The organism is Pseudomonas tremae (assembly GCF_023278125.1).
In the GTDB taxonomy this organism is placed as follows: Bacteria; Pseudomonadota; Gammaproteobacteria; order Pseudomonadales; family Pseudomonadaceae; genus Aquipseudomonas; species Aquipseudomonas tremae.
The window spans coordinates 646,643-659,011 of the sequence record NZ_CP066270.1 but is presented as its reverse complement, the minus strand read 5'-3'; the positions used below and the strand labels follow the sequence as shown (position 1 = coordinate 659,011).

The following is a 12,369-nucleotide window of genomic DNA, read 5'->3' as shown; positions in this document are numbered from 1 at the left end:
GAGCGTCGTGAACTGCATTCCTGGAAAGATAGCCAGGTAGCCCAATAAAAAAACCCCGCCATTGCTGACGGGGTTTCTTATCGGGCGTTGCTCGGGTTTAGCCGATCGATACGCCGTGTGCTTCTGCCAACGGCTTCAGGCCGCCTGCAAAGCCTTGGCCGATGGCCTTGAACTTGAACTCTTCGCCGGTGCGGTACAGCTCGCCGAAGATCATCGCAGTTTCGGTGGACGCATCTTCCGACAGGTCGTAACGAGCGATTTCCTTGCCGTCAGCCTTGTTCACAACGCGAATGTAAGCGTTCGAAACCTGACCAAAGCTTTGCTTGCGCTCTTCAGCCGAGTGAATGGTAACTGCGAAAACCAGCTTCTTGACCGCAGCGGCCAGACCGGTGAGCTTGACGGTAACCGACTCATCGTCGCCTTCGCCAGCGCCCGAACGATTGTCGCCCAGGTGCTCAACCGAACCGTCAGTCGATTTCTTGTTGTTGTAGAAAATGAAGCTGTTGTCATCCAGCACTTTGCCATTTTCGCCAACGATGAAGATAGACGCGTCCAGATCGAACTCGGTGCCATCGGTCACGCGAGGATCCCAGCCCAAACCTACGGTGATTTCCGTCAGACCAGGTGCTTCCTTGGAGAGGGAAACGTTGCCGCCTTTACTCAGACTTACTGCCATGTTCGTAATCCTTTCTGGAAAGTTGGTAGGGCGAGAATCAGAAATTCATGCCGAAAGAGTTGGCGACAGCCTTCAAGCCGCCGGCGTAACCCTGGCCTACAGCGCGAAACTTCCACTCGCCAGCGTTGCGATACAGCTCGGCAAACACCATCGCAGTTTCGGTTGACGCGTCTTCTGCCAAGTCATAACGAACAACTTCGGAGCCGGACTTTTCGTTCAGGACACGGATGAACGAGCCCCCCACCTGACCGAAGTTCTGCTTGCGGCTGTCGGCATCGTGAATGGTCACGACAAACACTACCTTGTCGACATCAGCAGGTACTCGGGTCAAATCGACCTTGAGCACTTCATCGTCGCCATCGCCAGCACCCGTGCGGTTGTCGCCGGTGTGCTCTACAGAGCCATCGGCGCTTTTGAGCTGGTTGTAGAAAATGAAGTCAGCTTCACTACGGACCTTGCCATTGGCGCCCAGCAGGAATGCGCTGGCGTCCAGGTCAAACTCCTGGCCGTCAGTGGCTCGCGGATCCCAGCCCAGACCGATGAGGACATTGGTCTGGGTAGGGTCGGTTTTCGACAGCGAAAGGTTGCCACCTTTTTGCAGAGTCAAAGCCATGATGCGTTTATCTCCTCTATCCAGTGTTTACGCTTTTTCTTCAGCGGGTTCTTCTTTACCCGGGAAGAGCAGGCTAGCCACGATACCGATGATCAACACCACAACTACAACCAACAGACTGGCGTTGGCACTGATCTCGTAACCGTGATGGAACAAGTGGTTGGTTGCGTTCAGGCCCAGCTTGACGGCGATGAAGAACAGCAAGGCAATAACCGCCTTCTCCAGATGCACAAGGTAGCGCTTGAGGGCTTCAAGCACGAAGTACAGCGTACGCAGACCGAGAATTGCGAACAGCATCGCCGAGAACACGATCAGCGGCTCGCGGCTCACTGCGATGATTGCAGGCACGGAGTCAAACGCAAACAGCACGTCGGATATCTCCGCCACAACCAGACACAGGAACAACGGGGTCGCAAACAGCGCGCCTTTGGCCGCCAGGGTGATGCCAGAGTTTTCAGGCTTTTTGACTTCTTCTTCCAGCACCGAACGGCGGACGAAGAAGTTGCTGCCGTGCAGCTTTGGCCATACCGGGAACAGTTTCTTGGCGAAGCGATAAGCCATGTGTTGCGAGTAGTCGACTTCTTCGTCGTCGTCATCACCTGCTCTGAGCATCATGACGGCTGTCCAGGCCACGATGACCGCGAACACCACTTCGACCCACGGCCCGAGAGCCAGCAGGCCAGTGCCGATAGCGACGAAGATGCCGCGGAAAACGATGGCACCGATGATGCCCCAGTACAGTACGCGGTGGCGCAGGCCATCCGGGATCTTGAACCAGGAGAACAAAGCCATGAATACGAACAGGTTGTCGACGCTCAGCACTTTTTCCAGCGCATAACCGGTCACGAACAGCGTGGCGACTTCAGAGCCGTGCTGCACATAGAGGAAACCGGCGAAAGCCAGCGAAATGGCGACCCAGAAAATCGACCACGCCGAAGCTTGCGCGAGGGTGATCGGTTTGTTCCCGCGGTGGGAAAACATGTCGATAGCCATGGCCGTAATGGCCAGACCGACGAAAACCGCCATCGTGAGTGGAGGGAAGCCTAGAGAGGTGCTTTCCATTTAACTGCGTTCCTTAGGGTAAAAATTACAGGTCGAAATCGGTCGGGTTCAGGCCAAGCTCACGGCAGATCGTGCGGCAGACTTCCCGCTCTTTCTCATCGAAGCTGCCATCTGCGCCACCGATTGCACAGCAGACACGCACCAACAGACGGGAGGCGTCTTCTTTCTTCTTGATCTTGCCGATGGTTTTCAGCGCTTCGGCACGGCCAATTTCATAATCGAATTCAAACTTGGAGCAGGCTTCCTGAAAACCCTGAATGACGTCTTTCATGTCAAAGACTTTCAGTTCCTGAGAGTTCTGAATGAAGCCGGCCATTTTCTGTTTTTCACTGGAGCTGATATCGCCGTCTGCAGCAGATACCAACGCACAACCGGAAACCACAGCGTCCATGAATTCACGATTCTTGAACTTCGAAACTTCAGTTGCCAGCTTGTCGCGGGCCGCTGTTGCGTTTGTTTTCAACCAGTCCAGCATGTCTATCTCCCATGAGGCGGCACAGCCAGCCCAGAAATTCTGCGGTGTTGTTACTTCGAGCCAGCGGCCCAGCGCATGCCCCAGCCGTAGGCCTTGTCCATGTTGCTGTGGCCATTGTGGAAGTCGACACGGCGGGTCACTTTGACAGCACCGTTGTCGTTTTCCAGCAAAGCGATTGCACACATGCCCTGACGACCACCCTCTTCGTTGAGACGAACCTCGATCGGGGGCTGGCCAGGCGCATGAATGGTGACAACTCCGTCTGTCTCTTTCCAGTTCGGCGCGCCTTCATAAATGAATGCGTACACCAGAATTCTACGAATCTTGCTCCAGTGAGCGCCGTTGATGTGCAGCCACTCACCGTCGCTGATCGAGCCGGTACGGTCATCACCCATCAATTTGATGAAAGGCTCGGTATTGAGCGATCCGAACGAGTTGCCCAATGCCTGAACAGCGCCTTTTGAACCATCCTGCAATTCGAAGAGGCAGCCTACATCAAGGTCAATGGCATTGCTCTTCTTCATCGAGAAGAAGCCGCCGCCTTTGCTGTGGTTGCGGCGGTTCCAGTTCAGATTGACGCGAATCTCGCCGAAACCGGCGCTGGATTTTTCCAGACTGATCGACGCCCGGGTCTTGTCCAGGGTGATCTTGCTCAGACTGACGGTCGATTTGGCCGCAGGCGCTGGAACAGGTGCAGGTGCAGGTGCAGGTGCAGGTTGATCTTGAGGCGCGGCGACTTCAACGCCAAAGTTTTTCGCCAAAGGCTCAAGCCCGCCCGCAAAGCCCTGACCCACGCAGCGGAATTTCCAGACACCCTGGCGCAGATAAAACTCGCCCAGAATCAGTGCGGTTTCTTTCATGCCGTTGGTAGGGATATCGGCCTCGATACCGCCGGTAATACTCAACGCCAGCTGCGACACGCTGTCAAAGCTGGCCTTGTTTTCATAGATGGTCGCCGTCAGGGCTACCTTCTCGATAACGGCGTCCAGACGACTTGGGTCAAGGCTGAACACGGCACGACCCGCTGACGCTTCGGTTTGCTGAACAGCGCCGCCGTTCACACTTTTCTGGCCGTAGAAACACATGTCCTGATCGCCGCGCACCTTGCCGGAACCAGTGAGCAGAAACGCAGACACATCGATGTCTGCATCCGCCAGCGGAGAATAAACGATCTCGACCGTCAATGGACCGGTAGCGACTGGCGCGTTGGCGCCCGGGACAAGTCGGGTCATCCGCGTATGGCTCCAATGGCCAGATCGACCAGATCCTCAGCCGTACGACCATTGGTGACCTTGCCCACAGCCGTGAAATCCCAACCTGCCGGCGTGCGCGACAGATAAGACATCACCACGCCGGTGTGCTGACCTTTCTCGGGCAGATCAAAGCGACCTAGCTCGTTACGGCTGCCCATGTCGACAATGCGGCAGTAGGCATTGGCGACTTTTTCGAAGTTCTGACCGGTGAACGAGTTTACGGTGAACACCAGATAGCTGACGGTGGCCGGGAGTTTTTCCAGATCGATGTTGATGGTCTCGTCATCGCCCGCGCCTTCGCCGGTACGGTTGTCACCCGAGTGGACAATGGCACCGTCACGCGACTGCAGTTGACGGAACCAGACCAGATCAACGCGATTCTTCTCAGCGTCGAGCATGATGCAGGAAGCGTCCAGGTCAATATCGCCGCCGCCACCACCGAGCAACTTGCCGAAGAAACCGCTGGCTTTCTCAGGGTCCCATCCAAGGCCCATGCTGACTTTCTTGAGGCCGGTGCCAGCGGTTTTCTCGAGTGAGATCGTCTGGTTCTTTGCCAAAGTGAGTGCCATTTTTCGCTCCATGTGGACGTCGGGATACAGATAAAAGTGTTACAGCCTCACCGTGTTGGCCCGTCTTTACCATCAGGATTGTGTAACTTGGCGTTAATGGGGCCTTTGTAACGGCCTCGACGCCACGTCGGATGGAACAACCGCCAGTGCGCATCCTGAGCCGCAGCGAGCAGTTCGTGGTCGCCTCGCGTGTCGCCCCAGGCACGAACCCGGAACTGCGTAAGCGGCCCATAAACGCTTTCCAGGCGAGCAACTTTCGAGTCACAGCGGCAATTGCTGCCCTCGATCAACCCGGTCAATTTGCCGTCGATGACTTCCAGATTGGTGCCGATCAGCTCGACTTTCAAGCGATCAGCGAAAGGTTGAAGGACCATAGCAGGCGATGCTGAACATAGCGTGACAATGGCGCCCTTCTCGATTTCAGCCGCAATGGACTCCAGCGCAGCCGGACGCATCAGGCGTTTCCAGTGCGACTGGCAGAAGGCTTCAGCCTTTTGCTGCAGCCATTGCACTTCAACACCACTCAGGAATGCCTTGATCAGACGGCCCTTGAGTTCGTCACGAGTCAGGCGCTTGGCCAGGTAGCCAATGCTCGGCAGTACCAGTCGGGCCATGCGCACGGAAAAGGCACGCTGGCCGAAAGCGAATTTCAGAAAGGGGACAAAGCTGTCATGCCGCGTAATAGTCCCGTCGAAATCGAACACCGCCAACAGGCGTTGCTCCACTTCGATTTCAAGATCGGGGCCTACAGGTTCAATATCCGGTTCTAGCGTTTGAAGGTCAGGTTCTATCATCTAGCTAACTGCCTCAGCGAGTCGAATGCTGGCATCCATGATCGAAGCGGGTGCGGGTAACACTCCATGCCATTTGGCGCGCTCCATGATGTGGGTTGCCCATTTGTAATGGGTAGCCGGTTCACACATAGCATCGTTGTACTTGAACACTGCAGGGGCCACAGAGTTCAAAATCATCCGGGCGGAGTTCATGTCCTCCAGACTGACGCGTAGCGCATTCTGAATGATATTGACCTGCGAGGGGTGAATTGCTGTCTTGCCGACCAGCCCATGTGTGATATCCAGCGCCAGTTCGTGCTGCAGGATGTCGGGAGTGGCCAGTTGCTCGAACACTGGCGCAGTCAGGGCAAAGCCTTGCGCGCCCATCACCCCAGCCAGCATCGGAATGACATACCCCATCGGCGTTGAATACAGCGTCATGGCCGGGTTGCGGCGCAAGCCCAGGCAGCCCATCAGATCATTGCCACCGATGCGCAGGGCAATGATCCGCTCGTAAAGGGAGGCTTTCAACGCCTGACCGAGCTCGACCATCGCGGTCGGGTTGAATACCTCCGGCGTTTCCAGCGTAGGCATCAATGCCAGCGCAGGGTTGGTCACCGCCTGCTCCCAGCTTGTCAGGCTGTTCAGCGAAAGCTTGGGGACAACGAAGCCATCGACATGCGACATCAGCGGCCAGTCGTTTAGGACCCGCGCCATCGCAGCATCCCGGGGACGAACGAACAGCAGCGGGCCCTTGGCAGGACGGCCGCCACGATCCTGGATGCGGGTCAGCACCTGGCGAAGGTTGAGCAGCGCTGTCTCGACATCTATCAGCGCGACCGCATCTTCGAGACAGACCACCAGCGAGCGCAGTTCGGGAATCTTTTCGCCGAAGACCACGTCGATAATGTCGTCGCGGGTAGCAGGCATGTACAGCGTTGCCCCCAGCGCGTAAGGCGAGAATAAGGCCATTAGCTGAGACTCCGAATAATGGTCACTGCCCGGTAAGGCCCCAAGACATCACCGACTTCCTCGACCGCAATTCCCGTTTTGCCGGTCAGGTGCAACAGCAGTTGCACATCACTGTCTGCCAGGTTGCGAACCAGAACGTGGTCCGGCACCCGGCGCATGACCGCGCGGGTGGCTTCGGCGATGCCTGGTTTGACGCGATTGAGGTTACTGATCCCGAAGCGTTCGGCCAGACTGGCTATCACCTGTGATGCAGCAGCCCCGAGCCCGGTACGTTGCGACGGCGTCCAGGGGGCCAGCGTCAGCGTCAGCGTCGAACCCTTTCGACGACGCAGGCTCTCGATCTGTTCAATAAATGAACGGGTAACGTCATGGCCCTGCAAATGCCCATAGACCACACAACCGTGCAGCCCGCCGTCTGACGGCCAGATGGAGCGTGACACCAGCCCGGACACCGTTGCGCCTAGGATGCCCGACGGGATCACCCAGTCTTCTGCGGACGCCGCCAGCCAGGCACAGCCACAAGGGTCTGCCAATACCACCAGGCGCGGGTCTTCTGGAAAACGCGAGTCTCCGGCCAGACTGCGCCGTATTTCGCCGGAGATCGCACCTTTGCCGGTCCAGCCGTCAACAAACACGATGTTCTGCGCGCCGTGGGCCTCGACAATGGCTTCCAGCGCCACTTTATCGATGCCACGGTCACGCACGATGCTGATGCCGTAATGATGCGCTTCACGGCCAAGCCCGATCAGCGCGCGACGCAGCAGCACCCCGAGCGGCAGCCCGGCGCGCACGAATGACACCAGAATGATTTCAGGCCCGCTGCAGTACCGATCGAGAGCCTGCGCCAGCGCCTGAACATCATCGGCCATGCGTTCGCCGTTCTGGCTGAGCGCCTGCTCATACAGAGACTGATGAGCGGCGCCAGGGGCGGATTCTTCGCTGATCATTTCCGAATAGTGCTTTTGCCGTGTCTGAATGAGGCGCTCTTTCTCCTCGACACTGGTGGTCTGCATCTCGACGCTGCGCAACAGAAAATGCACGTCATCGCGCTGGTAACTGCCGCTGCCGACGGTATCAAGCCCGTGAACGGGATCACTCATGTGCGGCTCCGACAAACATTTTCGCCAGCTGGCTGCGAGCAGGCGTCGCCCACCAGTCGCACTCGTCCATGAAACCCAGATCGGTAATGCTGTCGCCAAAACCCAGCACCGGGCGTTCGCCGTTGACCGCCCGGTCGCGGCGCAGCCATTCCTGAACGGCGTAACGCTTGGCCAGGCCCTCGGGCAGAAATGCCAGATTGTTGCCGTTGCCATGGATGTGCATGCCATCGAGCAAGCCTCGGGCCTGCACTTCGGCGAGCACTTTCACGAGGATGCTGTCATCGCTCTCGTTGTGCTTGGTGACAACGTAATGGAACAGCTGCGCCTCTTCGACCACCCACCCGCGCAGTGAAAACCCCAGTTCCTGCCCAATCGCCAGCGTCGTGGCAGACAGCTCATGCAGGCGCGACTGATAGGCCGCCAAGGTCTGTTTCATCTGCTCGTTCCAGTCGTGATCCAGTCGTCCCATGACGTCGAGCATGACACCGCCGTGCGAACAGATAGCGCCGGCGGCGAACGGCAATTTCACCCGGCTATACGCCTCGACACTGCGCGCAGTCACCGGCACCACATCGGAGTGGGCCAGCAACCAGTGGGCGAACGATTTCTGCACATTGGTCATGTAGCCATTGGCGTTACCGCTGACATCCAGCGTTGCGACATGCTTCTCGATGTCAGCCGGTGTTTTGCGGGCGGTCTGGAACAGTGTGTCGTCCAGATCGACGAAGATCAGCGGGCGGTCGTTACTCATCGCAAATCACCTCGGCGTTCAGCGCCTCGATCAGCTCGGCAGGCACGGCCTGCCTCGGCGTTTCGGTGCAGAGCAGCACCCGGTCAAACTGACCCGGTCGCACGTTGTAAAGAAAGTTGGGGATGCCCAGACCGTAGTTGTCGGAGAACGACAGCGCGTGATCAATGGCATGGCCCAGTGCGATCGGTGAACGGCTGGTTGAGCTGAAATGCACATCTGCCCCGGCCTTTTCCAGGCGCTCGGCAAGCAGAAACGGACGCCAGACGAACTCGCTGGTACCGACCACCAGCACACGCTCACACTTGCTGACGGTAAGCCCCGGCGCCAGCGTATCGGCGACCGACAGCACGCCCATTCGTCCCCAGTCATTGGCAGTCACCAGAGGCCAGTCGCCCATAGCGACGGTGCCGACTTCCGGCATGTCGGGCAGTGGCGCGCTGATGTCCTCATCAAAAGAATAAGAGCCCTGCAACAGTGAAACCTGTTCGGCCAAGGCCCCCATCGACGTGCTGACCGCGCCTGCCGACCAGTCGGTGAGCACACAGGTCACCACCCGCTCGATCTTGCTCAACCCCGCTTCGACCAGCGACTGGTGAAGATTGATGAAGGTCTTGCCCGTGGAAGCCTCGTCATCGACCAGCACCAACGAACGCGCAGTGAGCATCATTTCGCGCATTGCCGGGTCGGTTGGCAGGTGAATCAGGTGTGCGCTGGCATGGCTGTGCTCTTCCTCGAAACGGGCAAAAAGCTCGGTGCCGGTCGGATGGCGCGTGCTGACCAGATACAACGCATCGGAGCGGGTTTCGCTGTATGCGCGATGTACGCCAGCACCAAGACCGACAGCTGTTTCCGCCATGCCGATCACCAGCACCGGACCTGGCAGGTCTGCCGGGATCTTGTGGGCAAGGTCCTGAAAGCTTTTGAGCATCACACTCGGACGCGCCGGTATGTGACGCCCCAAAACACGCGACACGAACAGAAACGCGCGCTTAGGGTTGCGCCGTTCAGCAAAACCGAACAACGAATCCGGGGCAATGCTGGACGCGCTGACGCTCACATCGAGGCGACCACGAAGCAGATCAGCACGAAGCCTTGTAGGGGTGGAAATAGCTACGCTGCTGTCCATCGATAAATTCCTGAGTAACGGGGCCGCAGCCCCAGACGCCAGCCACGCGGGCGGCAACACCGACTTCATTGGCGAGAGGCTTCAAGGAGCCATAACGATGACTGTGCGGTGCGTGAGATTTCTGTAGTGGTGTAAGACCTTTCCGGGCGGGCATGCGGCGCATCGATGCGGCAGGCCTGCAGAAAGGACAGAAGCAGTGCGGATTTCACCGCGAAATTCATGTTTTGCCCGTCGGGGACTGTGGACGTGACCATCCCGATGACCGCGCCACCGTTGTCGAACAACGGACTGCCGCTGGAGCCCGGCTGAATGGGCGCCGTAAACTGGAACAGGCTGGCGTCGTTATGCAGACCGAACAGACCGGAGATTCCGCCTTGCGTCACTTGCAAGCCACCACCGGAAATCGACGCCAGCGGATAACCCAGCACCGCCACCGTATCACCCGGCTCACAGCCCTGCCCGTCCCGGAATGTAACCGGAGACAACAGCGGCGCGCCTTGCACCCTCAACAAGGCAATGTCGTTGCGGCGGTCGATCACCACGGGCTCAGCCTTGTAGCGGCCCTGCAGCGAAGAAATGTAAAACACGCCCATGTCTTCGATGACATGCGCACAAGTCATGACATGTGCCGGCCCGACCACAAATGCCGTGCCGGTTGCGGAATCATGCCGAGGACCACCCGCCGAGCCGCCCGACCCACCGGACGGGCGGCGCGGATGGCGATCATCCACTTCCAGGCCGATCTTGCGCCCGAACGCTGACAGCCCGTACGCAGAGCCTTCACTCAGCGCCCGAAACTTCCACTGATCGTTACGCTTGTAGAACTCGCCGATGATGATCGCCGCTTCGCCGTTGTCACGCAGGTCCAGGCGATGCTCGATATCGGCATCTACCTTGAGGTACAGGCTGGCGAAGTCGCGCACCGGCCCCATCGCGGCATATACATAGACCATCAGCAGCACTCGATCGCTGCCCGCCGGAAGCCTGTCGAGCCTGAGCGTACAGCCGACATCCTGAGGGCCGCCGCTCCACTCCATCCAGCTCTGCTCCTGATGCAGCAGCGCAGGCTCGCCCATCGATTGGCGTTTCTCGTTGACCGCCAACAAGGCGACCGCTGCGTATTCACCGAAAACCGAAGATGTGCCGCTCTCCAGGTTCCAGGTGCAGTGAGCGTTTGCTAAAGCAGTGTTTGCTCCTGGCGCCAAAAGCTTCATGCCCGATCCTCCATGATAAGAGCGATTAGTGATAGCAAAAATCTATTATCACGATCAAACCGCAGCCCGTACAGCGACTGTGATGGGCTTGACGCGGATATCTTCAAGCCAATGTGTTTCCGGTTCTTTCAATCCAAGACGCCGTGTTGCGAAAATCCCCGGAAGGTTGACCCCGGTTTCCCGCGTATAACCGATCCCGCCCGAGTAGCGCGGGTTGATCTCCAGCAAGCGCGGCTTGCCATCAGCGTCGTCACGGGTCTGCACATTGATCAACCCGTCACAGGCAAAATGCTCGGCCGCGCGCACCGCCAGTTGCACGGCTTCGCTGTCCCGCTCGAAGGTCTGGTTCAGACCTACCTTGCGTCGTCCGACGAAGGCAACTGCCTTGCCGCCCTCGCACACCATGTCCACCGAAACCTCACTGCCCGGCATGTACGGCATCAGCAGCATTGCCGGAAGGTCCTCGGACTGGCGATAGGCGTCAAGGTACGCTTTAAAGGTGGTCTCGCGCGCATCGGGGTTGGCGAAACAGCGAAATCCATCGACGTCGGCCTTGAAGCGCCAGAAGCCCTGCCCGTAGATCCCGACCACCGGCTTGACGCAGACTTCGCCAGCAATCGACAACGCCTCATACGCCGCCTGCAACTCATCGGCATTACGAGCCGTGAGCGCCGGAATGCAAGCCAGCCCCGCCGCCTCGGCCGCTGCCGTGAAGCGGCTCTTGTCATCGACATTCATGAAAGTCTGCAGGGACGTTCCGCCCGTGACAAGGTCCAACCCTTCAGCAACAAAACGCGAGCGCTGCGCTTCATACACGCCGCCCACCCGACCGGCAATGATGACGCTGACACCCATTGCACGAGCGTTTTCCAGCACCCAGTCGATCCGTTCTTCGTTGTCGAGTGGCTCTTGCAGCGCCACATCGGCCTGCCCGGTAATTTCAGAGCGCTGCTGACGATGAGAGGCGATAATGCGCACCGACGCAGGCAGGGCATCGCGCGCGCCAATAATGACGTCGCGCTGGCTGGCCTGCCCTTCAAGGAACCAAATCATGTCAATCTCCGGATGACTGCGCCGCCTCAAACGGCCTTGTCGAATTTTGTAATAACTGTTTTGCTTCGAAATGTTCGGATTAGGGCAAAGTCACGCAATTTTAAACAGAGGACGCTGGTATGAAGTGGCTTAAAAGGTCGATTTGGCTTGTGGTATTCGTTGCACTGGGGATCGGCGCATTAAGCCTCTATTACGTCCTGCCGCGCCATGATGTCGTGATGATCACCGGCGTGGAAGTCAAAAGAATGGACGCCGACGGCGTGGTCAACGCCGAAAACCCGGCAGACGGCCCAACCCGCGACGTGTACTTCATCAACACCGAAGACCCGGACACCAAAAAAGTCGTGGTCTACCGCAACGAAGACACCGCCTGGAGCTTCCCGTGGTACTTCAAATTCGACTCCGCCGACATCCAGGCCAAAGCCCAAGGCTATTCGCGTGATGCCCAGCAACTGGCGCTGATTCGCTATTACGGCTGGCGGATAACGATCCTGTCGATGTTCCCCAACGTGACCGAGATCGAGGCCGTGACGAGTCGTGATCAGCCGTTTCCGGTTTTCAACACGGTGTTTTTTGTGGTGGTGGGGTTGCTGGTGGTGATGGTGGTTGTTGGGGTTAGAAGGAGGTTCAAGGGGCGGGTGCGGGTTGATGGGACGCCTAGGTAACGATTGGCGATAATCACACGACAACGCCCCCGGCGGAGCACATCCGCCGGGGGCGTCGTCGTTTCAA

At 58.3% G+C, this 12,369-nt stretch carries 14 protein-coding genes; 1 reads left to right on the top strand and 13 read right to left on the bottom strand.

What is annotated here, in order from left to right; genetic code table 11:
• Positions 1-97 precede the first annotated feature (97 nt).
• The 13 genes from I9H09_RS02950 to I9H09_RS02890 form a co-directional block, all read right to left on the bottom strand.
• The gene (locus I9H09_RS02950) at positions 98-676 is read right to left on the bottom strand and encodes a TerD family protein (protein ID WP_236502294.1); all 579 of its coding nucleotides are present in this window, start codon (positions 674-676) and stop codon (positions 98-100) included.
• Between the two features lie 37 nt (positions 677-713).
• A complete protein-coding gene (locus I9H09_RS02945; protein ID WP_236502295.1) occupies positions 714-1,289 on the bottom strand; it encodes a TerD family protein in 576 nt (191 codons plus the stop codon).
• Positions 1,290-1,316: 27 nt separating this feature from the next.
• Positions 1,317-2,351 (bottom strand): TerC/Alx family metal homeostasis membrane protein, encoded by a 1,035-nt coding sequence (locus tag I9H09_RS02940; protein ID WP_024669660.1) that lies wholly within the window; start codon positions 2,349-2,351, stop codon positions 1,317-1,319.
• Between the two features lie 25 nt (positions 2,352-2,376).
• On the bottom strand, positions 2,377-2,826 hold the full coding sequence (locus tag I9H09_RS02935; RefSeq protein ID WP_005895681.1) for a tellurite resistance TerB family protein: 450 nt from the start codon (positions 2,824-2,826) through the stop codon (positions 2,377-2,379).
• Positions 2,827-2,876: 50 nt separating this feature from the next.
• Complete coding sequence (locus I9H09_RS02930) at positions 2,877-4,058, bottom strand: TerD family protein (RefSeq protein WP_236502296.1); 1,182 nt, start codon at positions 4,056-4,058, stop codon at positions 2,877-2,879.
• The gene (locus I9H09_RS02925; protein ID WP_005895677.1) at positions 4,055-4,648 is read right to left on the bottom strand and encodes a TerD family protein; all 594 of its coding nucleotides are present in this window, start codon (positions 4,646-4,648) and stop codon (positions 4,055-4,057) included. The genes I9H09_RS02930 and I9H09_RS02925 overlap by 4 nt, the downstream gene beginning before the upstream one ends.
• A 47-nt stretch (positions 4,649-4,695) precedes the next feature.
• Complete coding sequence (locus I9H09_RS02920) at positions 4,696-5,442, bottom strand: HAD family hydrolase (protein WP_005895676.1); 747 nt, start codon at positions 5,440-5,442, stop codon at positions 4,696-4,698.
• Positions 5,443-6,393 (bottom strand): HpcH/HpaI aldolase/citrate lyase family protein, encoded by a 951-nt coding sequence (locus tag I9H09_RS02915; protein WP_024669662.1) that lies wholly within the window; start codon positions 6,391-6,393, stop codon positions 5,443-5,445. It abuts the gene before it with no gap.
• Complete coding sequence (locus tag I9H09_RS02910) at positions 6,393-7,493, bottom strand: cysteine protease StiP family protein (protein ID WP_122364265.1); 1,101 nt, start codon at positions 7,491-7,493, stop codon at positions 6,393-6,395. The genes I9H09_RS02915 and I9H09_RS02910 overlap by 1 nt, the downstream gene beginning before the upstream one ends.
• Positions 7,486-8,244, bottom strand: a complete 759-nt coding sequence (locus I9H09_RS02905; RefSeq protein WP_024669664.1) for an HAD family hydrolase — start codon at positions 8,242-8,244, stop codon at positions 7,486-7,488. Before I9H09_RS02905 ends, I9H09_RS02910 begins: the two co-directional genes overlap by 8 nt.
• A complete protein-coding gene (locus I9H09_RS02900; protein WP_024669665.1) occupies positions 8,237-9,370 on the bottom strand; it encodes a phosphoribosyltransferase domain-containing protein in 1,134 nt (377 codons plus the stop codon). The genes I9H09_RS02905 and I9H09_RS02900 overlap by 8 nt, the downstream gene beginning before the upstream one ends.
• A 65-nt stretch (positions 9,371-9,435) precedes the next feature.
• Entirely contained in the window at positions 9,436-10,584 is a 1,149-nt protein-coding gene (locus tag I9H09_RS02895; protein ID WP_024669666.1) for a trypsin-like peptidase domain-containing protein, read from the bottom strand.
• Between the two features lie 54 nt (positions 10,585-10,638).
• Positions 10,639-11,637 carry an ATP-grasp domain-containing protein gene (locus I9H09_RS02890; RefSeq protein WP_024669667.1) on the bottom strand — a complete coding sequence of 333 codons (999 nt, stop codon included), beginning with the start codon at positions 11,635-11,637 and terminating at the stop codon, positions 10,639-10,641.
• Positions 11,638-11,756: 119 nt separating this feature from the next.
• Between I9H09_RS02890 and I9H09_RS02885 the strand changes: the two genes are divergently transcribed.
• The gene (locus tag I9H09_RS02885; RefSeq protein WP_024669668.1) at positions 11,757-12,302 is read left to right on the top strand and encodes a DUF1523 family protein; all 546 of its coding nucleotides are present in this window, start codon (positions 11,757-11,759) and stop codon (positions 12,300-12,302) included.
• Positions 12,303-12,369 lie beyond the last annotated feature (67 nt).